Annotated in this window: 25 protein-coding genes; 6 read left to right on the top strand and 19 right to left on the bottom strand. The window is 57.7% G+C overall.

Features of this window, described 5'->3' with window-relative positions:
* Nucleotides 1–122: 122 nt before the first annotated feature.
* From dprA to aroE, 4 genes are all read left to right on the top strand, one after another.
* Nucleotides 123–1,253 carry a DNA-processing protein DprA gene (dprA, locus tag QC823_RS12640; RefSeq protein ID WP_309656710.1) on the top strand — a complete coding sequence of 377 codons (1,131 nt, stop codon included), beginning with the start codon at nt 123–125 and terminating at the stop codon, nt 1,251–1,253.
* A 48-nt stretch (nt 1,254–1,301) separates the two neighbouring features.
* Nucleotides 1,302–1,868: an L-threonylcarbamoyladenylate synthase type 1 TsaC gene (gene tsaC, locus QC823_RS12635; RefSeq protein WP_309656709.1), complete on the top strand. Its 567-nt coding sequence runs from the start codon at nt 1,302–1,304 to the stop codon at nt 1,866–1,868.
* Nucleotides 1,869–1,966: 98 nt separating this feature from the next.
* A complete protein-coding gene (gene hemF, locus QC823_RS12630) occupies nt 1,967–2,899 on the top strand; it encodes an oxygen-dependent coproporphyrinogen oxidase (protein ID WP_309656708.1) in 933 nt (310 codons plus the stop codon).
* A gap of 24 nt (nt 2,900–2,923) precedes the next feature.
* Complete coding sequence (gene aroE, locus QC823_RS12625) at nt 2,924–3,742, top strand: shikimate dehydrogenase (RefSeq protein ID WP_309656707.1); 819 nt, start codon at nt 2,924–2,926, stop codon at nt 3,740–3,742.
* Nucleotides 3,743–3,746: 4 nt separating this feature from the next.
* Here aroE and QC823_RS12620 read toward each other — a convergent pair whose 3' ends face one another.
* The 4 genes from QC823_RS12620 to QC823_RS12605 are packed head-to-tail and all read right to left on the bottom strand — an operon-like array spanning nt 3,747 to nt 5,340.
* Nucleotides 3,747–3,938: a DUF2283 domain-containing protein gene (locus tag QC823_RS12620; RefSeq protein ID WP_309656706.1), complete on the bottom strand. Its 192-nt coding sequence runs from the start codon at nt 3,936–3,938 to the stop codon at nt 3,747–3,749.
* A 1-nt stretch (nt 3,939) separates the two neighbouring features.
* Entirely contained in the window at nt 3,940–4,194 is a 255-nt protein-coding gene (locus QC823_RS12615; RefSeq protein ID WP_309656705.1) for a DUF4258 domain-containing protein, read from the bottom strand.
* Nucleotides 4,195–4,221: 27 nt separating this feature from the next.
* Nucleotides 4,222–4,479, bottom strand: a complete 258-nt coding sequence (locus QC823_RS12610) for a hypothetical protein (protein ID WP_309656704.1) — start codon at nt 4,477–4,479, stop codon at nt 4,222–4,224.
* A gap of 57 nt (nt 4,480–4,536) precedes the next feature.
* Nucleotides 4,537–5,340, bottom strand: coding sequence for a M48 family metallopeptidase (locus tag QC823_RS12605; protein ID WP_309656703.1), 804 nt, complete (start codon nt 5,338–5,340; stop codon nt 4,537–4,539).
* Nucleotides 5,341–5,467: 127 nt separating this feature from the next.
* On the opposite strand from QC823_RS12605, the gene QC823_RS12600 reads away from it, so the two are divergent.
* The gene (locus QC823_RS12600) at nt 5,468–6,337 is read left to right on the top strand and encodes an ATP-binding protein (protein WP_309656702.1); all 870 of its coding nucleotides are present in this window, start codon (nt 5,468–5,470) and stop codon (nt 6,335–6,337) included.
* A 19-nt stretch (nt 6,338–6,356) separates the two neighbouring features.
* On the opposite strand, the gene der is transcribed toward QC823_RS12600, so the two are convergent.
* The 14 genes from der to trmJ all read right to left on the bottom strand — a co-directional run bounded on the left by der (nt 6,357) and on the right by trmJ (nt 19,913).
* Nucleotides 6,357–7,808, bottom strand: coding sequence for a ribosome biogenesis GTPase Der (gene der / locus QC823_RS12595; protein WP_309656701.1), 1,452 nt, complete (start codon nt 7,806–7,808; stop codon nt 6,357–6,359).
* Nucleotides 7,805–8,971: an outer membrane protein assembly factor BamB gene (bamB, locus tag QC823_RS12590; RefSeq protein WP_309656700.1), complete on the bottom strand. Its 1,167-nt coding sequence runs from the start codon at nt 8,969–8,971 to the stop codon at nt 7,805–7,807. Before bamB ends, der begins: the two co-directional genes overlap by 4 nt.
* Complete coding sequence (locus QC823_RS12585) at nt 8,968–9,627, bottom strand: YfgM family protein (RefSeq protein ID WP_309656699.1); 660 nt, start codon at nt 9,625–9,627, stop codon at nt 8,968–8,970. The genes bamB and QC823_RS12585 overlap by 4 nt, the downstream gene beginning before the upstream one ends.
* Nucleotides 9,628–9,669: 42 nt before the next feature.
* Nucleotides 9,670–10,974, bottom strand: a complete 1,305-nt coding sequence (gene hisS / locus QC823_RS12580) for a histidine--tRNA ligase (RefSeq protein ID WP_309656698.1) — start codon at nt 10,972–10,974, stop codon at nt 9,670–9,672.
* A 72-nt stretch (nt 10,975–11,046) separates the two neighbouring features.
* Nucleotides 11,047–12,162, bottom strand: coding sequence for a flavodoxin-dependent (E)-4-hydroxy-3-methylbut-2-enyl-diphosphate synthase (gene ispG / locus QC823_RS12575; protein WP_309656697.1), 1,116 nt, complete (start codon nt 12,160–12,162; stop codon nt 11,047–11,049).
* Between the two features lie 8 nt (nt 12,163–12,170).
* Nucleotides 12,171–13,229, bottom strand: a complete 1,059-nt coding sequence (locus QC823_RS12570; protein ID WP_309656696.1) for a RodZ domain-containing protein — start codon at nt 13,227–13,229, stop codon at nt 12,171–12,173.
* A 77-nt stretch (nt 13,230–13,306) separates the two neighbouring features.
* On the bottom strand, nt 13,307–14,002 hold the full coding sequence (gene pilW / locus QC823_RS12565; protein ID WP_309656695.1) for a type IV pilus biogenesis/stability protein PilW: 696 nt from the start codon (nt 14,000–14,002) through the stop codon (nt 13,307–13,309).
* A gap of 136 nt (nt 14,003–14,138) precedes the next feature.
* Entirely contained in the window at nt 14,139–15,302 is a 1,164-nt protein-coding gene (rlmN, locus tag QC823_RS12560; protein ID WP_309656694.1) for a dual-specificity RNA methyltransferase RlmN, read from the bottom strand.
* A 127-nt stretch (nt 15,303–15,429) separates the two neighbouring features.
* Entirely contained in the window at nt 15,430–15,855 is a 426-nt protein-coding gene (gene ndk / locus QC823_RS12555; protein WP_309656693.1) for a nucleoside-diphosphate kinase, read from the bottom strand.
* Between the two features lie 139 nt (nt 15,856–15,994).
* The gene (locus tag QC823_RS12550; protein ID WP_309656692.1) at nt 15,995–16,321 is read right to left on the bottom strand and encodes a HesB/IscA family protein; all 327 of its coding nucleotides are present in this window, start codon (nt 16,319–16,321) and stop codon (nt 15,995–15,997) included.
* Nucleotides 16,322–16,350: 29 nt separating this feature from the next.
* The gene (locus QC823_RS12545) at nt 16,351–17,511 is read right to left on the bottom strand and encodes a cysteine desulfurase family protein (protein ID WP_309656691.1); all 1,161 of its coding nucleotides are present in this window, start codon (nt 17,509–17,511) and stop codon (nt 16,351–16,353) included.
* Between the two features lie 32 nt (nt 17,512–17,543).
* Nucleotides 17,544–18,014, bottom strand: a complete 471-nt coding sequence (locus tag QC823_RS12540) for a Fe-S cluster assembly transcription factor (RefSeq protein ID WP_309656690.1) — start codon at nt 18,012–18,014, stop codon at nt 17,544–17,546.
* Nucleotides 18,015–18,090: 76 nt separating this feature from the next.
* Nucleotides 18,091–18,978, bottom strand: a complete 888-nt coding sequence (cysE, locus tag QC823_RS12535) for a serine O-acetyltransferase (RefSeq protein WP_422823655.1) — start codon at nt 18,976–18,978, stop codon at nt 18,091–18,093.
* 170 nt (nt 18,979–19,148) lie between these two features.
* The gene (gene trmJ / locus QC823_RS12530) at nt 19,149–19,913 is read right to left on the bottom strand and encodes a tRNA (cytosine(32)/uridine(32)-2'-O)-methyltransferase TrmJ (RefSeq protein ID WP_309656689.1); all 765 of its coding nucleotides are present in this window, start codon (nt 19,911–19,913) and stop codon (nt 19,149–19,151) included.
* Between the two features lie 233 nt (nt 19,914–20,146).
* Here trmJ and QC823_RS12525 point away from each other — a divergent pair, with 233 nt between their 5' ends.
* Entirely contained in the window at nt 20,147–20,941 is a 795-nt protein-coding gene (locus QC823_RS12525; RefSeq protein WP_309656688.1) for an inositol monophosphatase family protein, read from the top strand.
* Nucleotides 20,942–21,174: 233 nt separating this feature from the next.
* Here the strand turns inward: QC823_RS12525 and secF are convergent, their stop codons facing one another.
* On the bottom strand, nt 21,175–22,101 hold the full coding sequence (secF, locus tag QC823_RS12520; RefSeq protein ID WP_309656687.1) for a protein translocase subunit SecF: 927 nt from the start codon (nt 22,099–22,101) through the stop codon (nt 21,175–21,177).
* Between the last annotated feature and the right edge of the window lie 2 nt (nt 22,102–22,103).

The raw sequence follows: 22,103 nt of genomic DNA, 5'->3' as shown, positions 1-22,103 counted from the left end.
ATTTCCATGAAAGCCTGTGCTCGGGTGGTGGTGTTGTGAGAGACCCTATTATCTGAGCATCAGGCTTTCTTTAAAACTGTCCGAACCATTGGTCTAAAAGGATTTATAAAAAGGAGTGAGTGATGGAGGCCAAGGAATGGTTGGTACTCAGTGCGCTACCAGGGCTGGGTGCCCAACGTATCGCGACACTTGCCGAGCAAAACCCCGAATGGCCGCACGGGTGGCTTGCCTTACTGCCCCCGCAGGCGGCGTCGGAGCTGCGGTTGTGGCTCGATCACCCCGCGCGAAGCCCACTGCAAAACGTGGTGGACGCCAATGTTGCCTGGGAGGCTGCCGATCCGCATCGCACATTGCTTTATCGCGGCCACCCGGCGTGGCCGGCACTGTTAAGCGAGATCGCCGACCCACCGCCCATTTTGTGGGCGCAAGGGGATGTGCAGACGCTTGCATTGCCCGGTCTTGCGATGGTCGGGACGCGGCGACCCACATCAGAAGGGGCGGCCAACGCCCAAGCATTTGCCCGCGACTTTGCTCGCCGTGGCTGGTGCGTGGTGAGCGGGATGGCGTTAGGCATTGATGCCCTGGCCCAACGAGCGGCGCTTGACGCCGGTGGGGCGAGTATCGCGGTGCTCGCCTGCGGTATTGATGTGATTTACCCAGCCCGCCATCGCGATTTATATCAGCGCTTAAGCCAAACGCCCGGGGGCTTAGTGCTCGCGGAGCACCCGTTGGGCACGGCCGCTCGACCGGCGTATTTTCCTCGGCGTAACCGAATTGTCACCGGCCTTTCGCTAGGCACCTTGGTGGTCGAAGCGGCCGAAAAAAGTGGCTCGCTGGTGAGCGCGCGTTTAGCCCTTGAGCAGGGCCGCGAGCTGTTTGCTATTCCAAGCTCTATCCATAACCTTCAAGCCCACGGCTGCCTGCAGCTGTTGCGAACGGGGGCAACGCTTGCGCGTAGTAGCCGCGATATTCTCGATGAGTTGCAGCATTGGGCCGAAACGTTTATCCCACCGGCGGGCGCGGAATTGGACGCCACCGCACCCGAGGAGCCCGCAAAAAGAGCACCACGGCCAGAGGGGCCGCCGCCCGATGCGCTACTCACTGCGCTTAGTGAGGTGCCAACACCGATTGATACATTAGTGCAGCAGGCGGCCATTTCGGTCAGCGAATGCCAACAGCGGCTGTTGATGCTCGAACTTGAGGGTTTTGTCGCGCAGCAAACGGGGGGTTGGGTGCGTTTGCCACGACCGTGATACGATTAATGCCATCAACTTGTTAATGTAAATCCGCTAGGAGTTCCTATGCCGAAAACCCCTGACGGTGCTGACCTTGCGCTTGCGATTTCCGCCCTGCGCAAGGGACACGTGATCGCCTGCCCCACTGAAGCCGTTTGGGGGTTGAGCTGTGACCCGGATAACGACGAAGCCTTGGCGCACTTGATGCGCATGAAAGCACGTGACCCAGCGAAAGGCGTGATTCTGGTCGCTGGCAGCATTGCCCAGCTTCAGCCTTGGCTTGACGGCTTGCCGCTTGAGCTTCATGCCCCGCTGGTTGCCAGTTGGCCGGGGCCTAATACGTGGCTCGTGCCGGATAATGGTCGCAGCCATGCCCTGGTGCGCGGCGCCCATAGTCGGGTTGCCCTGCGGGTAACCGACCACCCGGTGATGCGCGCGCTATGCGAGGCGTTTGGTGGGCCGCTGGTATCCACTTCCGCCAACCGTGCTGGCGAGCCTTCCGCGATGCGCCGCGACGAGGTCAGTACTATTTTTGGCAGTGAGCTTGGCGCGATAGTGCCGGGCGAGCTAGGCGGTAATCCGCGTCCCAGTACTATTCGCGACGTGGTAAGTGGCCAGGTATTGCGCCAATGACCGTACGCCAATAAGTGAGTGCAGTAAGCGCATACACCCTTGCCATACGTTGTAACAACGCTATCTACCGCAATTGAAAATAACGCCAGGAGCAACCCGTGGCTCACGAGCATCTTGATGACGTTAAACGCTACCTTCTCGACCTGCAGGACCGCCTCTGCGACGGCTTGGCCGATGCCGATGGCGGTGCCCGCTTTAAAGAAGAAAGTTGGACGCGCGAAGAGGGCGGTGGCGGTCGCTCTCGGGTGATTGAAAACGGCGCCGTGTTTGAAAAAGGTGGGGTGAACTACTCCCACGTTTTTGGCGCCACGCTTCCGCCCTCGGCCACTGCCGCACGCCCTGAGCTTGCCGGGCGCAGCTTTCACGCCGTGGGTGTGTCTTGGGTACTGCACCCGGAAAACCCTCATGTTCCCACTAGTCACGGTAACGTGCGCTTTTTTATCGCGGAAAAAGAAGGGGAGCCGCCGGTGTGGTGGTTTGGTGGCGGCTTCGACCTCACCCCGTTTTACCCGGTGATGGAGGACGTGGTGCATTGGCATCGCGTGGCGAAAGCAGCGTGTCAGCCGTTTGGCGAGGATATCTATCCGCGCTACAAAGCCTGGTGCGATGACTATTTCTACCTTAAGCACCGTGACGAAACCCGTGGGGTTGGGGGGCTGTTCTTCGATGACCTCAACACGGGCGGCTTTGAGCAGTGCTTTGCTTTTCAGCGGGCGGTGGGCGATAGTTTTTTAGATGCTTATGTGCCGATTGTGAATCGCCGCAAACATGAGGCCTGGGGTGAGCGAGAGCGGGATTTTCAGCTCTATCGCCGTGGGCGCTATGTCGAATTCAATTTGGTGTGGGACCGTGGCACGCTGTTTGGCTTGCAAAGCGGTGGGCGAACCGAGTCGATTTTGATGTCGTTGCCACCGCTCGTTCGCTGGGAGTATGGCTATACGCCCGAGCCGGATAGCCCGGAGGCGCGCCTTACCGATGAGTTTTTGCGCCCCCGCGATTGGCTCGGTGAGGCGAGCTCAGACGACGTTTGATGGTTACATAACAGGAGCCGATACATGACGGATCGCTACGCGGTATTGGGAAATCCGGTGACGCACTCAAAATCACCGCTCATTCATGCTGAATTTGCCCACCAAACCGGTGAGGCGGTGGACTACACCGCCATTGAAGCACCGATTGAAGGCTTTGCCAGCGCTTGGCAGCAATTCGCGGCGGAAGGGGGGCATGGGGCCAATGTCACCGTGCCGTTTAAAGCAGAAGCCTTTGCGCTGTGCGATACCACAAGTCATCGCGCCAAACGCGCCAAAGCGGTTAACACGCTGATAGTCGGTGGTAATGGACGCCTTTATGGCGATACCACCGACGGTGTCGGGCTAACGCGCGATCTGGCGTACCATCGTGTGGTGCTGAAAGATAAACGCGTGCTGATAGTGGGCGCGGGAGGTGCTGTACGTGGCGCGCTAGAGCCGCTTTTAGCCGAGACGCCGAGCGAAGTTGTCATTGCCAATCGCACGGCGGAAAAAGCCAGTTCGCTGGCCCGTGACTTCGCCGACTTGGGCAACGTCTCAGGGGGCGGATATGACGCGATTGAAGGCGAATTTGATCTGGTCATTAACGGCACCAGCGCCAGTTTGGTCGGAGATTTACCGCCGCTGCCAGACGGTCTCTTCGCCAAAGGCGCTTGGGCCTACGACATGATGTACGACGTCGAGCCAACAGTGTTTCTGCAATGGGCCGGCCCGCGTGGGGCAAAGCTTTTGGACGGTTTGGGCATGCTCGTCGAGCAAGCGGCCGAGTCGTTTTTCCTTTGGCGCAACGTGCGCCCCAACACCGCCCCCGTACGCGAGATATTGCGTCAGTCGCTTAATTATTGAGAATTCAGGCAGCATGGCTGCGCAGTAGCGGCCATGCACCCTGTTTCGCAGCCTCGATAATGACAACCTCCACTATTGTGCCATCTTCTGCATAGCTAATATGAGTGTTCCAGTCTTGAGAAATCTCCTTAGCGATGGGCTTCTCGGACAGGTGAACCACTAAAATATCATCGGCTTCATCGTATGTTGTGCGCATTTTACTCCTCCCAAGAAAAGTGATGCATCACTGTTTTTACCACTAGGCGATCTTCTAACATGATGGCGGCACAAACCATGTTGTCGTCACGCTCGAATATCTCTTTAGCAACCCATAAACGCTGGGTATCTTTGTAGCGAATGTCGCCTGTTTCGAGTACGTCCAGCAAGAGTTCTCGTGTTATTTTGCGCTGTGCCATGCGTTCCCAAGCATGACGCGTTACATGGACTTCTAAACCAAAGCGCTGGCAAAACATACTGGTTAACTCTTTTTAGCAAAGTTTTTAACGCCGCTTTTGGTAAAAGCCGACCATACAGAGCACAAGCCCTAGTACAGAGACGAGCATGCCGCCGTTGACGAGAAGCGGCATGCGCTCGACCCAGGGCACAAATGGCTGAGGCGAATCACGGCACACACCGGCAAGGTAGTCCCAGTGGCCGCCGTCGAGCTGGCACGAGCGCACGTCATTTAGCTCCCAAAAGTAAACCCCCATCAGGACAAGAAGCGGCAATATCAACAGCAGTAAACCTAAGCGAATCATAAAATCTCATATGCTCATTAATGTTAAGGGCGTTGGCGTGTTTGAGGCGTTGGCATGTCAGGGACGTGAGCAGTTCGGCGTTTTGCCTTGGCGTTGCGCCTGCTGGTAGGTCGCCAGCGCCCGCTGCATGTTGGCATCAAGCCCGTCGATGCGCTGCCCGTGGCTTGGGTGGGTCGACATCCACGCGGGCGGCGAGCCACCACTTGAGGCGCGTTGCATATTTTCCCACACGTTGATGCTGGCACGCGGATCAAAGCCTGCTTGGGCCATAAGGTCCAGGCCGATGACATCCGCTTCGGCTTCGTGGCGGCGCGAGAAGGGCAGAATGATGCCGTACTCAGCGCCCATGCCTAAGACCCCCATTAACTGCTGGCCGCCCGGCGTTTGCATGCCAGACGTGCTGGAGATGACCGAAAGACCTATTTGCGTAGCACTTTTTGTAGAGGCACGTTCGTTAGCATGGTTGGCGAGCACATGGGCAATTTCGTGGCCGATAACCGAGGCCAGCTGATCTTGATTGGTGGCGACATCCAGCATACCGCTGTTAACGCCCATATAGCCGCCTGGTAACGCAAAAGCGTTGGGCTGTTCGGATTCAAATACACGAATTTGCCAATCGATTTGGCGCTGCTCGGCAGGAAGCTCAGCGACAATGGCCGCGGCGATACACTGCGCATAGCGTTGGGTTGCGGCATCTGCCGCAGGGAGGTCTTGTTGATACTGATTGAAGGCTTGTTGCCCCATCTGATTGAGTTGGTCATCCGATAGCAGCAAAAGCTGCGAGCGCCCGGTGGGTGACGTGGCGCAGGCAGTGAGCGAAGCACACAGCAGAGTAATGACGAGCAGGCGTAGCCAGCGCATGGAGAGCTTCCTTATCAACGGAAAAGGTTTAAGTACATAAGATAGCCATTATCCTGAATCTTATCTGGCTATCATAGCGTGATGATCGCCGTGAAAAACCCTTTGTTTAAAAGAAAAGAGGTAAACGATGGATGCTGAACTCACCCGCCGTGTATCGCAACTGCTTGATCGCGTAGAGCACTGGTTACCGCCGGTGCCGGAACAGGTCAATTGGAACAACCACGTCGCCGCGCTGTGGCAGCGGCATCCGCTAGGCGGGCGCTTAGTGCCGGTGCCCCCGCGTGACGCACTGACGCTGGACGACCTACTTGGCATTGAACGCCAAAAGCTGGCGTTAGTGGATAACACACAGGCGTTTTTACAAGGCTACCCGGCTAATCACGCATTATTATGGGGCTCGCGGGGCAGTGGCAAGTCATCGCTGATGCGGGCGCTTTTGAACACCCTATCAGACGAGGGGCTGCGTATGATTCAGGTCGACCGCCACGATCTGGCTAGCCTGCCAATGTTAGTTGAAGAGCTGCGGGCGGTGCCGCAGCGGTTTATCGTCTACTGCGACGATCTCTCCTTTGAGGGCCATGATGACGCTTACAAAGCGCTCAAAAGTGTGCTCGATGGTGCGTTAACCGGGCCGCCAGAAAACGTGCTGCTCTATGCGACCTCTAATCGCCGCCATTTACTGCCGGAATCAATGGACGATAATGCAGGCTCCCGTCTAGTAGGCAAGGAGCTCCACCACGGCGATGCGGTCGAAGAGAAAATATCACTCTCTGATCGCTTTGGGCTGTGGCTAGGTTTTCATCCTTTTGTTCAAGATGTGTACTTGGAGGCGTGTTGCCACTGGGTTTCACAGCTGGGTGATGCAAAAGATTGGAACGCCGAGGCGCGCGCGGAGGCTATTCGTTTTGCCACACTGCGCGGGGGGCGCAGCGGACGTGCCGCTTGGCAGTTTGCTACCCAGTGGGTGGGCCGCAAACGCCTGCACGGCAAACGGTAACTCAAGCCGTTGAAAAGGCTTAGCGACGGCTTTTGCGTGCCTCTTTGGTGCGGTTAAGCTCGCGCTTTTTGGCTTTCTCTTTGTCGCTGGCCCCGGCCATGTTGTCGTAAGGGTTATCGCCGGAGCGGAACTCAAAGCGCATGGGCGTGCCACGCACTTTGAGTACCTTACGAAAGGTGTTGATCAGGTAGCGTTTGTAGGCTTCCGGCAGTGACCCTGTTTGGTTGCCGTGGACGACAATAATGGGCGGGTTGCTGCCACCTTGGTGCGCCATGCGCAGCTTGATCCGGCGCCCGTGGACCATGGGCGGCGCATGTTGGCTCACGGCATCCTGCAGTAGCGTAGTCAGTCGGTTGGTTGACCAGTGAGCGTTGGCGGCGTTGAAGGCGCGTTCAATCGAGGGGTAAAGATCGCCCACCGCGGTGCCGTGCAGCGCCGAGATAAAGTGCAACTCGGCATAGTCGGCAAAGCCCAAACGGCGCTTGATGTCCGTGCGCATTTTTTCTTTGGCTTCGCTCTCAAGGCCGTCCCACTTATTGACCGCCAGCACCAGCGCGCGGCCGGTGGTGAGCACGTAATCCAATAGGTGCAGGTCTTGCTCAACGAGCCCGGTGCGGGCATCGAGTACCATAATCGCGACATGGCACTCTTTGATGGCATCCAGCGTCTTGATAATGGAGAACTTTTCCGCAATCTCGCTGACGTTCTTGCGCCGCCGTACGCCGGCGGTATCCACCAGTACGTAGGGCTTGCCGCGCCGTTCGAAGGGGATCTCAATAGCGTCGCGGGTGGTGCCGGCTTCGTCAAACACCACCACGCGCTCCTCGCCGAGCAGCCGGTTGACGAGCGTTGACTTGCCCACGTTAGGGCGGCCGATCACGCCGATGCGAATGCCCTTGGTGCCGGTGTCGGGGGGGATGCTCTCATCGCGCTCAGGGAAAGGCGCCAGCACGGTGTCAATCAGCGTGGAGACGTTGCGCCCATGCGCGGCGGCAATGGGCCATGGGTCGCCCAAGCCGAGCGTCCAGAAGTCGGCCATGGCCGAGTGCTCTTCCAGCCCGTCGGTTTTGTTCACCACCAGCCAGGTTTTTTTCTGGTTAACGCGCAGGTGATTGGCAATTGCTTCATCGGCGACATTAAGCCCCGCCCGGGCGTCGACCATAAAGAGCACAATGTCGGCTTCATCGATTGCCGCCAGTGACTGTTCGGCCATGGCCGCGTCGATCCCTTCCTCATCGCCGCTAATGCCGCCGGTATCGATCACCGTATACGCTTTGCCGCCGAGCATACCGTTGCCGTATTTACGGTCGCGCGTTAGGCCGGGAAAGTCAGCCACCAGCGCATCACGGGAGCGGGTTAAGCGGTTAAACAGAGTCGATTTGCCCACGTTGGGGCGGCCGACTAGCGCAATCACCGGCGTGCTCGAAAGTGTATCGGAAGCCGTGTCTTGCGATGTATCGTCTAGCGTCATGGAGAAATTACCAACGTTTCTAGGCGGCCATTATTGGCCTGAACATGAATCGTGCCGCCTTCGGTCACGGGGCGAACGCTAATGCCGGAGTTATCGACGCGCGTGCGACCCACGATCTCGCCCTCGCGCGCGTTGAGCAAATGCACATAGCCTTCGGCATCGCCAAACACCAGGCGGCCATCGGCAAAGGCGGGCGCGGTGATCCAGCGGCCTTCAAGGTCATCGTTGCGCCACAGTTCGCGGCCGTTTTCGGCATCTAGCGCAACGACGTGGCTGGCATCGGTGGCGACAAAGAGAAAATCCCCCACCAGAACGGGCGTGTGACGGCTGGAAAGATCACGCGCCCACAGCACTTCACCGCGGGTGGCTTCCAACGCCATCACGCGACCGTTATAACTGGTCACAAAAAGACGACCGTCTGGCGTTAGTACCGGCTGCCCGGTGATATCCACTAAACGATCGACGTCACTGCGTCCGCTGGGGATGGCCACTTGTTGTTCCCATAAAGGCTGACCATTGCGGTTATCGAGCGTGGTTAGACGGCCATTGGCAAAGCCAGCAAAGGTAACGGGGTCGATGGTTTGCGGTGTGCCGGTACCGCGTAGGGTCAATCGCGGCAGGGAGGCGGTATACACCCAGCGCTCTTCGCCGGTGCGGCGGTCAAGCGCGGTGACGTGCCCATCACTGCTTTGCACGATTAATAGCTGCTGGTTAGCCTGCGGCGCGGCAAGCACCTCGCTTGAGACGTGGGCGCGCCAGTTAACGCTACCGTCGCGCTGATCGAGGGCTAAGACTTCGCCGTTGCGCGTGCCCAAATATACCTGGCCGGCAATGGCGGTCAGCGCGCTGGAGATAGGGACGTCCAATGCCACGCGCCATTGGCGCTCACCACTCTTAGCAGCAAACGACTCCACAGTGCCTTCGATATCGGCGGCAAAGAGAGTATCGCCGTCGCGGGCCGGGGCGATGGGATAACGGGCGCGCCCTAAGCCTTTACCCACCCGGGTGCTCCACGCTTCGTTAAGCGAAGACGTTTGCTCAAAAGAGGTGAGCGCTTTAGGGGAATACACCGGCTCGCCTTGACTGGCACAGCCGGCAAGCAAGGTCATCGCGAGTGCGCCTAGGGTTAGGCGCATATGCTGCGAAAAACGGACCGTCATCATAGTGCCCCCTCCTCAGTGCCAAGGTCATCCAGCTTAAGCTGCACGCCGTAAAGCGGCTGGTTCTGTTCTTGTGCGATCGAGAGTGCCTGCTGCCATGCTTCACGCGCTTGACCTGGTTGGCCTAGGGCAAAATACGCATCACCCCGGACATTCGCCTGCTGCGCGGCAAGGGCATCGGTAATTGGCTCGTCAAGCAGTGCAAGCGCCTGCTCGGGGGCGTCGGTTGCCACGGCAAGGCGCGCCAAGCGCAACCAGGCAAGGCTTTGCACGTAGCGGCGAGAGGAGCTTTCCACGACGTTTTCGAGGACGGCTTTGGCGCCGTCTAAGTCGTCTTGTTGCAGGGCAAGGCGCGCCTCAAGCAATTTGGCAAGCTCAGCGTAAAGCGTGTCAGCATGGTTATCGGTGATATCGCCGACTAGCGAGCGCGCTTCATTTAGCGTGGCGTCATCAAGCGCGTTGCCCGCTGTCATATTCACCAGCTGCTGATAGCGCACGGAGGCGGCTTCGGCTTGGTTGTCTTGATAGTCCTGCCAAGCATTCCAGCCAAACACACCCGCCGCCGCAAGGGCTACGCCGGCAATCAGCGAGGTGCCGTTTTCTTTCCACCAGCGCTTAATTGCGTCTAGCTGCTCTTCTTCAGTTCTCAGCTCCGCCACGGGCGGCCTCCTTCTGGTCATGCGCGTTAGTTACCGCGTCGGTTATTTGCCGAGTAATGTCGTCAGTGTCGCGGCGAGCTGCGTTTGGGGCACACGTTCTTGTTCGCGCTCATCGCGGAGGAATTTCAACGTGACGGCCTGCGCTTGCTGCTCATCCTCGCCGAGTAACAGGGCATAAGGGGCGCCGCTTTTGTCAGCCTTTTTCATCCGGCTTTTGAAACTGCCACCGCCGCAGTGAAGCTGCAGGCGCAGTTCAGGAAGCGCATCTCTGAGCTGTTCCGCCAGGGTTAACGCCGAGGCGGCAGTGCTGGCATCCATTGGCACAAGATACACATCACAGCCGCCAAGCGCTTCGTCTGGAATCAACTCTAAGGTTTCCAGCAGCAAAATTAGCCGCTCAATGCCAAGGGCAAAGCCCACCGCAGGCGTTGGCTTGCCGCCCAGTTGCTCGACCAAGCCGTCGTAACGGCCACCGGCGCAGACCGTGCCTTGGCTGCCGAGTGCGGTGGTGGTCCATTCGAAGACCGTGCGGCTGTAGTAGTCTAAGCCTCGTACCAAGCGCGGGTTGACGACGTATTGAATGCCCGCCGCATCGAGCATTGCTTTCAGCTGCTCGAAATGCTCGCGCGATTCGGCGTCAAGGTGATCCATTAGCTGCGGTGCGCGGTCAAGCATCTCGGCCATGGCCGGATTTTTGGAATCCAGAATGCGCAGCGGATTGGTGGTTAGCCGACGCTGGGAATCGTCATCCAATACGTCGCGGTGCTGCTCAAAGTAGGCAACGAGCGTGTCGCGGTAGGCGGCGCGCGCTTCACTTGAGCCTAGTGAGTTGAGTTCAAGCGTCACATGCTCGGCAAGCCCTAGCTCCTGCCACAAGCGAGCGGAGAGCAAAATGACTTCGGCGTCGATATCCGGGCCGTTAAAGCCGTAGGTTTCCACCCCGACCTGATGAAACTGGCGGTAACGGCCTTTTTGCGGACGCTCATGGCGAAACATCGGCCCTTGATACCAAAGCCGCTGGGTTTGGTTGTGTAAAAGACCGTGTTCCATCGCCGCCCGTACACAGCTTGCCGTGCCTTCAGGGCGCAGGGTGAGGCTGTCACCGTTGCGGTCGTCGAAAGTGTACATTTCTTTTTCGACGATATCGGTCACTTCGCCAATTGAACGCGCAAACAGCGCCGTCTGCTCAACAATCGGGGTGCGTATCTCGTCAAACCCGTAGCGCGACATGAGTGCGCGCACTTTAGCCTCAAAAAACTGCCAGCGGGGACTTTCGCTGGGCAAAAGGTCGTTCATCCCGCGAATGGCTTGGATTTTCTTCGCAGGTTTAGCAGCGGACTGGCTCAATGAAAGCTCCTTTTTAGGTACGCTTTTTCAGTACGTCTGTTGGATCGCGTCGTGTGTTCGATGTGCCCGCACTCAGTCGCTGCGGGCAATCGTATCTTTTTCGCGCTGCTCTTTTTCTTCGACCTTTTCGCGGATCAAACGCTCAAGGTCATCGACCAAATGGTCGTTGCGCAGTTTGCTCGCGGGTTTGCCGTCGATATACACCAGGTTAGCCGGCGAGCCGCCGGTAAGGCCGATATCAGTCTCTTTGGCTTCGCCGGGGCCGTTGACCACGCATCCAATCACGGACACGTTTAGCGGCGTCATCACGTCTTCTAAACGTTCTTCGAGTTGGTTCATGGTGTCGATAACATCGAAGTTCTGGCGCGAGCAGCTAGGGCAGGCGATAAAATTGATGCCTTTGGCGCGCAGCTTGAGGCTTTTGAGTATATCAAAGCCGACTTTGATCTCTTCCACGGGGTCGGCGGCGAGCGATACGCGAATGGTGTCGCCGATGCCATCCATCAACAGCATGCCAAGGCCAATCGATGACTTCACTGTGCCCGAGCGCAACCCGCCGGCTTCGGTGATGCCAAGGTGGAGCGGCTGTTCAATGCGGCTTGCGAGATCGCGGTAGGCGCTCACGGCCATAAACACATCGCTTGCCTTAACGCTGACCTTGAAATCGGGGAAATCAAGACGCTCTAGATGGTCGATATGGCGCATGGCGGATTCGACCAGGGCGGCGGGTGTGGGCTCGCCGTATTTTTTCTGCAGGTCTTTTTCAAGCGAGCCGGCGTTAACGCCGATACGAATCGGAATGCCGTTATTACGGGCGGCGCTCACCACGGCGCGCACACGGTCTTCACGGCCGATATTGCCGGGGTTGATGCGCAGGCAATCAACACCCAAATCGGCGACACGTAAGGCGATTTTGTAGTCGAAGTGAATATCCGCCACCAGCGGGACATTCACTTCGCGCTTGATCTTGCCAAACGCCTCGGCGGCGTCCATGTCAGGCACGGAAACGCGCACAATATCGGCACCGGCGGCTTCCAGGCGACGAATTTGCGCTACGGTGGCTGCCACGTCACAGGTGTCGGTATTGGTCATGCTCTGTACCGAAATGGGGGCATCACCGCCGACCGCGACGTTGCCAACGTGTATTTGGCGCGAGAGACGGCGTTTAATCGGAGAAGGGGCGTGCATACGGCGGATCACTCTTCCAAGGTAAAGCGGGCAACATTGTTGGCGCCAGCGCGTGCTTCTAGGTCGACGACGTCGCCTTGGTAGCGCAGCTCAACGCCGGTGGCATTGCCAACGGTTAAACGAAAGGGCGGCTCGCCTTCTACGCTTGCGGTGGTACCGGGTTCTTGTAAGCCAACAAACACGCGCTGGTTATTGGCGTCAAAAATCTCGGTCCACGACTGTTCGTTGAAGGTGAGTTCAAGCGTGTTGGGTGCGTTGCCAGCGGCGCTAGGGCTATCGGCGCTATCTTCCGCCATGCCATCGCTGCCTTCCGTGTTGGCGGTTGTCGCGTCAGCGAGCGTGGTGGGCTCAGCATCCGTGATATCAGCGGGCGTCGCGGGTGGTTGTTCCGGAACAGTCTGCTCAGGCGCAATCTGCTCAGGCACGGTTGCCTCAGTCATCTCTTCAGGCGCGGGCGCTTCGGTTGCGGCAGGCTCACGGGCGGCGTTTATCGCATCGGCCACCGGGGATGTGTCGCTTAGCGCCGGCTCGCTGACGTCAGCGGGAGCGCGGTCTTGTCCAGAACGTGCTTGCTCAGCGCTTTCGGGTGTTGCCATTTCAGTCTGTGTGTTGCGTTGTGCGGGGTCCTCTAGCCCTGGCGGGGCACTACCGCCACGGCTTTGCCACCACATGATCGTGACAGCGATAAGCCCGGCAATAATCAATAACGTCACTAACTTAAACAGTAGCGCGGCCATGCGTGAGGGTGGCTTGGTGGCCGACACCGGCGCAATAGAGCGCTCCGCTTCTAGCGACCCATGACGTTCTCGGTAAGCCTCTAATACCGGTGTTTCATCGATACCCAGGTATTTGGCATAAGCGCGTAGGTAACCACGGCGGTAGGTGGCAATGGGGATTTCCTCGTAGTTATCGCGCTCAAGTCCATTTACCACGGCGGGACGCAAATGCAAGGCGTCAGCGGTTTCTTGAAGCGATAATCCGAGCTTTTCGCGTTGATGCTTAAGCTGTTCTCCCGGTGAAGCGGTAAGTGGTTCGTCATGTGGCTCTTGTGTGTGTGTGTCGCTCATGGCTGAGCATCCTTCATTAAAAAGCGGGTGATCAGGGCAGTAAAAACATTAACCTAACGCACGGGTACATGGTGCGTTTAATCTAACTGACCCAGCTGGCGCTGATAATCGGCGGCCATATCAAACTCACCGCGCGCATTGGCGATCTCAATCGCCAGTTCAAGCGCTTGGCGGTTGGGCGCTGCCAACTGCATAAACGTTTGCAATGACGTCCAGGCTTGGGAAGTATTGCCCTGTGAAAACTCTAATTCGGCTAACAATAAATAACTGCGTGCGTGACGCGGATCAATTTGTTGCGCGCGCGTGAAGCTTTCGCGCGCGCGGTCTATCTTTTCTTGCGCGGTGTAACACTGGCCTAAGTTGGTAAATAGCTGTGCACGACGTGCATATTGCGCATCTTGTGAAGCCCTCGCAAGCTGTTCGCAGGCGCGCGCGTAATCGGTTTGTTGATACAGAAAAGCCGCGTAGTTGTTGCGCGCCTGAGTAAACTCGGGGGCAGCATCGAGCGCTTTTTGAAAGTGCTCGTCAGCAAGCGCCGTATCTCCCTGTTGCTGATAAACCAGTGCCAAGGCCTGTAGCGCTTCAGGATGCTTTGGGTCAATCTCAAGCGCGCGGTCTAGCGCGTTAAGCGCTCGCGGTAAGTTCTCGCGCTCTAGATAGGCAACCCCTAACTGGGTATAAGCGTTGGCGGCTTCGGGCTGATTCTCAGACGGGACATCATTTAACGAAGCACAGCCGGCTAACCAAAGCGTGCTGACGAGTACAGTCAGCATGGGTGCCCTTCGCGGGCGATTTGGCCGGCAACTACGTATCATCGAGATCCTCAAAGGCAGCGTTACAAAAAACCTGTCCCATCAAAGCGCCGTGACGGGCGTAAGTCAAGCCAACGGCGTAAGGCGAAGCTTATATTTAATCGGCGTCGAGTTGGATCGATTGGATATAACGCTCGTGGCGCTTGGTGCGGTCTTTTACCCGTCCTACTAGCTGGCCGCAGGCAGCGTCGATATCATCGCCGCGGGTAGTGCGAATCGGCGCGGAGTAGCCGAGCTCAAAAAGCCATTCCTGAAAGCGCACGCACTGGTTACGCGATGGCTTCTCGTAGCCTGAATGTGGGAACGGGTTAAACGGAATCAGATTGATCTTGCAGGGCAGCTCATTGAGCAGTGTGGCCAGCTCTTCGGCGTGGCGTTGTTGATCGTTGATGTCTTTAATCAGTGTGTACTCAATGGTCACATTGCGCCTGGCATCGGATTTTGCCAGGTAGCGGTGGCAGGCATCGAGCAAGCTGCGAATGTTGTACTTACGGTTGAGCGGCACGAGTTCGTTGCGCAACTCGTCATTGGCGGCGTGCAGCGAGACCGCCAAGCTGACATCGAGTTCATCGCCAAGTTTATCGAGCATCGGCACCACCCCGGAGGTGGAGAGCGTCACCCGGCGCTTGGAAAGCCCGTAACCGTCATCGTCGAGCATCAGCTTCATCGCCGGCACGACGTTGTCATAATTGAGTAGCGGTTCGCCCATGCCCATCATGACCACGTTGGTGACCGGGCGGTTGGCGGTATCCCGACGCGGGCCGACACTGCGCTGCGCCACCCATACCTGGCCGATGATTTCAGCGGCGGTCAGGTTACGCTGAAAGCCCTGCTTGCCGGTGGAGCAGAAACTGCAGTCCAGCGAGCAGCCAACTTGAGACGACACACACAGTGTGCGGCGCTTGCCGTTATCCGCGGGGATCAGCACGGTTTCCACGTAGCTGCCGTCTTCCACTTCCAGCACCCATTTTTGCGTGCCGTCGGTGGACGTGCCTTCATACACCACCCCAGGCCCACGAACCTCAGCGACGCGAGCGAGCTTTTCGCGCAGCGCTTTAGAGAGGTTGGTCATGGCCGAGAAGTCATCAACCCCTTCAAGGTGAATCCATTTCATCACCTGGCTGGCACGAAACTTCTTTTCGCCAATGGAGAGAAAAAATGCCTCCATCTGCTCGCGGGACATGCCTAGCAGGTTTTCGCGCTCAGGCGTGGCGGAAGCCGACGGCGTGGCGGGCGTATGTTGGGCAACGGTGGTGGTCATGGCGGTCAGCATTTAGAAAAGAGGCGGGCGTGGGGAGCCTGCGTAAATGGCCGGCAACAGACAAAGAAGCAACGCAGGCCAACCGGTCAATGACGCGTGGGAAGGCCTGCGCTGCGTGCCAGCGCGTTTAGCGCGGGCAGATTTCGTCGTTACCGAAGAAGTAACTAATTTCGCGCTCAGCGCTTTCCGCCGAGTCAGAGCCGTGAACGGCGTTGGCGTCGATGGTCTCGGCAAAGTCAGCGCGGATAGTGCCGGGCTCGGCGTCTTTCGGGTTGGTCGCGCCCATTAGCTCGCGGTTTTTAGCGATGGCGTTTTCGCCTTCGAGCACTTGAACCACCACCGGGCCAGAGGTCATAAAGCCAACCAGGTCGTTAAAGAACGGACGCTCTTTATGCTCGGCATAGAAACCGCCGGCCTTGTCGTTGTCAAGGTGCAGCATTTTGGCGGCCACGACCTTAAGGCCAGCCTTTTCAAAACGGGCAATAATCTCGCCAATCGCGTTTTTGGCTACGGCATCGGGCTTGATAATGGAAAGCGTACGTTCGGTCGCCATGGTAAGGGCTCCTGAGTAATCGTGATATGGAAAAGGAAAGTGCCGCCCGAAAAGGCGGCAAATGTAAAAGAAAATCGGCGTGGGACCGAGTGGTCGCAATTATAGCGCTTCCCAACACGAATGAATATGGCCAGGGAGGCTAGACGGTAAAGCTTTCGCCGCAGCCACATTCATCTTTGATATTGGGGTTGTTAAATCGAAAGTAGCGATTGAGCCCTTCATTGACGTAGTCGACTTCGCTGCCATCGAGCATGTCGAGGGCTTGTTGGTCGACGAAGACCTTGACGCCGTGCTCTTCAAAGCTTATGTCACCTTCATGGGTTTCGTCGGCGAAATCGAGCACATAGCTGTAGCCTGAGCAGCCGCTGGGCTTAACCGAAACGCGCAGCCCCAAGCCTTGACCGCGCTCGTCGAGTACATGATGAATCTGCTCGGCGGCAGCGGGGGTAATATTGAGCGTTGCCATAAGGCACCTCCTAAAAGATCGTTCGCTGATTAGCGCAGGCCGGTGACCGCGTGTTGAAGTACGTGCAGTGCATGGTCGATGTCAGCCTCGCGAGTAAAACGCCCAAAACTAAAGCGCAGCGAGGCAAGGGCGAGTCGACGCGGTACACCGACGCCGAGTAATACATATGACGGGTCAACGCTTGCTGAGTTGCATGCTGATCCGGTAGAAACCGCAATATCACGCAGTGCCATCAAAAGCGCCTCGCCATCCACGCCGTGGAACGCAACGTTGAGAATATTGGGCACGGCATTTTCCGGCGGTGAATTGAGATACACCCCGCCAAGCGTTTCTAGCCCGGCAAGGAAATGCTGTTTCAGCGCGCTAATGTGCGCTTGTTCGGTGGCGGCGTGCTCGCGCATCAGGGTAAAGGCTTCGCCCATGCCGGCGATCTGGTGCGTAGGCAGCGTACCGGAGCGCATGCCGCGTTCGTGGCCGCCACCGTGAATGAGCGCTTCGACGCGAATATCCGGGTGGCGTTTAACAAACAGCGCGCCAACACCTTTAGGGCCGTAGGCTTTGTGCCCCGACAGCGACATCAAATCAACCTGCTGAGCGACCACGTCTAAGTCGATGCGTCCAACTGCCTGAGCCGCATCGGTGTGAAACGCCGCGCCAAACTCATGTGCCACGGACGCCAAAGCGGCAATGTCGTTGATGCTGCCAAGCTCATTATGCACCGCCATCAGCGATACCAAGGCGGTGTCATCGCGCATCGCCTGACGCAGCTGGTCAGGTTGAATGCGGCCATCGCGCCCAGGTAGGAGCCAGGTTACCTCAAAGCCCTCAGACTCAAGCGCTTTCGCGGTATCGACCACGGCTTTGTGCTCGATGGTTGAGGTGACCAAGTGCATGCCGCGCTCGCGGTTCGCACGCATAAACCCCGTCAGTGCGAGGTTATCCGCTTCGGTGGCACCGCTGGTCCAGACGATTTCGCGCGGGTCGGCATTAATGCTGTCAGCCACCTGCCGCCGCGCTTGCTCGACTGCCTGTTCCGCTTGCCAGCCCAGCATGTGGCTGCGCGACGCTGGGTTGGCAAATAGCTGATCCACGGTTAAATAGCGCTGCATAACGCTGACCACGCGTTCATCCACCGGTGTAGTGGCGGCGTAATCGAGATAAATCGGCAGTGAAGGCGTCGTCTGGGGCATGTTCAGTTCACGGTTGTGGATTGCGTTACGCGCTACGTTACGTTGAGCGTTGAAATATTGGCATCCGCGCGCGCTTGTTGGCGCGTCGCCACTTGACGCACGTCGCCACGCTGCATCAACTGTTCCAGGGTGACATCGTCGAGAAACTGCCGAATCTGGCCCGACAGCTCGCACCACAAGTGGTGCGTTAAACAGGTGTCACCCTCTTGGCAATCAGAAAGCCCTTGGCAGCGGGTGGCGTCGACGGTTTCGTTAACGGCGTCAATTACCCGCGACACGCTGATTTCACAAGGGGGCGCGGCGAGTAAATAACCGCCACCGGGGCCGCGCACACTTTTAACCAAGCCAGCACGGCGTAGCCGTGCAAACAGCTGCTCAAGGTAAGAAAGCGAAATCCCTTGGCGTTGGGAAATATCGCTTAGGCTCGTGGGGCTTACGTCAGCATTGAGCGCCAGATCAAGCATGGCGGTAACGGCGTAACGGCCTTTAGTCGTCAAACGCATGGCGGCACCTCAACGCTGTCATACAGCGTATTTACGGCAAATGTGCTGCCATTATGGGAAAGCCCGACTGCTTTGGTCAACCTTTGCCCGACGGTGGCGGTGTGTTTGTCGCGTCGTCAGGGCTCGTGTTTGAGTCAGTGCTTGTGTCAGTAGTGCGCTTGCCGACGCCGGGGCAACCGGTGTCCGCTTCATCGAGAATCTCGGCGAAATCCTCATCGCGTAGCTCGGGTAAGCGGCCTTCGCGGTAGCTCGCATCTAGCCTTGAGAGTGTCGAACACATGCGCTCAATGCGCTCATCCACCGCGTGCATATGATCGAGCATGGCCTGCATGGAGCGTGCGACCGGGTCGGGCATGTCTTGGCTAACGCCGTAAGCATCAAAGCCGAATTTCTGGCGGATCGCTTCGCGTCGCGCCGGGTCGATATCCAGTGCCTCTTCGCTATCCGGGTCGGTGCGTTTGACGATTTTGCCCGGGATGCCGACAACGGTCGCGCCCGCGGGAACCTCTTTCGTCACTACCGCGTTGGAGCCAATTTTAGCGCCGGTGCCGACGGTAAACGGGCCAAGAATTTTGGCGCCAGCACCGACGATGACACCATCTTCAAGCGTTGGGTGGCGCTGGCCTTTATGCCAGCTGGTGCCGCCGAGCGTCACGCCGTGGTAGAGGGTGACATCATCGTGGATGATCGCCGTTTCACCAATGACCACGCCCATGCCGTGGTCAATAAAAAACCGCCGGCCAATGGTGGCGCCGGGGTGAATCTCAATACCGGTGAGCCAGCGGGAAAACGTCGACAGCGTGCGCGCGAGCCACTTGGCATTTTTACGCCACAACCAGTGGTTAAAGCGGTGGAGTAGCAGCGCGTGCAGACCAGGATAGTTGGTTAGCACTTCAAAAAAGTTGCGCGCCGCCGGGTCGCGGTCAAATACGCTGTTAATGTCTTCGCGCAGGCGTTGGAACATGAGAGCGTCCTGTGAAACGGTCTGGCCCGGTATTAAATACCGAATCGTAGTGAATAACGTATGGTGGGGGCAGGAAGGACGCCATTCAAGCGTGAGCGCTTGAATGGCGGCACCAGGTGATTCATGGGTGAGCAATGCTTGCTTTTCTGACCGGACTCTTTCTGACCGGATTATTTCTTACCGAGCGATGTTTTTTCTGGCTGCGCTATCTTTTTCTCCGTCGCGCTCAGAATGCCACGCAGAATATTAAGCTCCATCTGCTCGGGGCGTGCGCGAAGGTACAGCCGCCGCAGGCGGGCCATCAGTTGACGGGGTTTGGCGGGGTCGTGAAACTCAATCGCCGTCAGCGTTTGCTCAAGGTGCGCAAAGTAGCGCTCTAGGTCCTCGTGAGAGGCAAGATCGCTGTCGAGCTCTTCCCGTGGCATGTTGGGTGGCGTGTGCTCAAGCCATGCGAGGCGGCACTCGTAAGCGATGACCTGTACCGCGGCGGCAAGATTTAGCGAGCTAAAATCCGCGTTGGTGGGAATATGCACGTGGGCATGGCAACGTTGTAGCTCGGCGTTGGTCAGCCCGCTATCCTCGCGGCCAAACACTAGCGCCACGCGGGCGTTGTCGTGCTGGCATTCGCTGGGCAGGCGCGCCGCCAGCTCCCGCGGCGACACCATCGGCCACGGCAATGTCCGTGTCCGCGCGCTAGCGCCCACGGCAAGCGTGCAATCGGCGACGGCGTCTTCGAGTGTCGGGAAAATCGTTGCCTGGTGCAGCAGGTGATCCGCGCCTGAGGCGCGTGAAATGCTCTCTTGGGTGATGGCCTCGCAGCGCGGTGCGACCAACGCAAGTTCGCTTAACCCCATGTTGTGCATGGCACGGGCGACAGCACCGATATTGCCCGGATGGCTGGTGCCAATTAAAACGACGCGAAGACGCTCAAGCATAGAAAAGTCCGGTAAGGCTTACAAAAGAAAGAGGTATCGCCTCGGCGTGGCGTTTTTCGGCACCCGATGGCGGTCAAATACGGCGGCTAAGTGTAGCATGACGAAGCGACGGCATAGAAAGCGCATAGCGACTTTGGTCGGCTTTTGCTAGAATAATCTCCCCCAAGAGGTGGCTGAGGCCGTCTCGTCATTTACCCCGTTCTTTAACATCATCTTCCACACAAGGTCCGTTCATGAACCCGATGGTCCAATTTACGCTGCGCGCTGCGCGCAGCGGCATTGAACATTTTCTCCGCATCCGTGAGCGCATTGAAAATGCGTACGACGAAACCAATCTTAACCGCCTGCTCGACGAAGCGGCGCGCAAGGCTGAAGCCACCGTTGTACAGCAACTTGAGCGCGGCTACCCGCATCACGGCCTAGCTGGCCGCTATACCGCTCACAAAGCCGGTGAAGGAGAAGGTGAGGAGACTGTGTGGAAGATTGAGCCGCTACACGGTTACTCCAACTTAGCCGTGGCGGGGAAAGGGTTTGCCTTTTCGGTGGTGTGCTTGGTTAAGGGTCGCCCCGAGCATGCGGTCATCATCGCGCCATTTGCCGATGACGAGTATATCGCCAGCCGCGGTCGCGGCGCTCAGTACAACGGCAAACGCATGCGTGTCAGCAAATCAACGGCGGTGGCCGGCACCCGGATGGCAATGAGCCTGCCGGAAACCGAGCTACGCCAGCGCCACCTTCCGACGTATTTAACCCTGATGCAGCAATTAGCCCCACAGCTTGATACCTTGGTAGCAACGGGTAGCGGCTTGTTAGACCTTTGTGAAGTGGCGACCGGGCGCGTGGACAGTGGCTTTGTGCTGGGTCTGGAAGAACAGGATATGCACGTCGGCACCTTGCTGCTTAAAGAGTCCGGCGCGTTGATAGGGACACCTACCGGGCAGCCGGTGGTCAAAATCGAAGGTCAACTAATGGCGGCCGGCCCGCGCCTTTACAAGGCGTTAATGAAGCAGCTTACACCGCACCTGTAAAATGGAGCTGGGTTTTTCGCTCGCAGTCAGCTTGATCCATTCGTATTGAGCTTGTTTACCCCGTTCGCATTGAGCTTGTCGAAATGCGCTTCCACCTTTCGCCATGAACCCTTCGACAGTCTCAGGGTGAGCGGAGAGTGAGTTTTAGCAAATGAAAACGCCCCGCTGGCATTTCTGCCAGCGGGGCGTTTTGGTTGATGCAGCGTTTTGTTGCGGTAAAGAGAAACGCCTGATTAGGGTAGCTCTTCCTCCTCTTCGTCGATTTCTTTGCGCGAGGGAATGAGGTCCTCGCGCGACAGTTTCAACGGCAGCAAAAGCGCACCCGAGATATAGATCGACGAGAACGTCCCCACCACAACACCAATGAGCAAGGCGATGGCGAAGTTCTCGATCATGTCACCACCGAGAAACAGCAGAGCCAAGAGCACCAGGAGCGTCGTGCCCGATGTGGCCAGCGTGCGTGACAGCGTGGCGTTGATCGCTTCGTTAAAAATCTGCTGCATGTCATCGATCTGCGAGGTGCGAATTTGCTCGCGAATACGGTCGTAGACCACGATGGTATCGTTAAGCGAGTAGCCAATAACCGCGAGAATCGCCGCCAGTACGGTAAGATCGAAATCCAGTTGAAACAGCGCAAATATGCCAATCACGATAATCACATCGTGCAGCAGCGCAAGTAGCGCGCCGATGGCGAACTTGTATTGAAAGCGAAACGCAACGTACAGCATCACCACGCCGAGGGCGACCAACATTCCCATGCCGCTTTGATCGCGCAGTTGATCGCCCACTTGGGCGCCCACAAACTCAGCCCGCACCAGTTCAACGTTGGTGCCCTGATCGCGCAATAGGCTGACGACTTGCTCGCCTACTTCCGGGCTAAAGGCTTGCTGCAGACGAATGAGTACTTCGGTCGAGGCGCCAAAGGTTTGTACGGCGACATCGCGAAAGCCTTTTTCTTCAAGTAATTGGCGAATGGCGTCAAGCGATGGTGCGCTACCATAGCGCACTTCGATGAGCGTACCGCCGGTAAAATCCAGGCCTAAATTAAGCTGTTGAAAAATCAGGGCGCCAATCGCGATTAACAGCAATACGCCGGACACGATGAAGGCGAGCATGCGTCGCCCCATAAAATCGATTTGCCGGTCTGTGATTGGTTTCATTA

The sequence above is a fragment of the Vreelandella vilamensis genome, from assembly GCF_031451755.1.
Classification (GTDB): Bacteria; Pseudomonadota; Gammaproteobacteria; order Pseudomonadales; family Halomonadaceae; genus Vreelandella; species Vreelandella vilamensis.
This window is presented reverse-complemented; position numbering and strand designations above follow the sequence as displayed.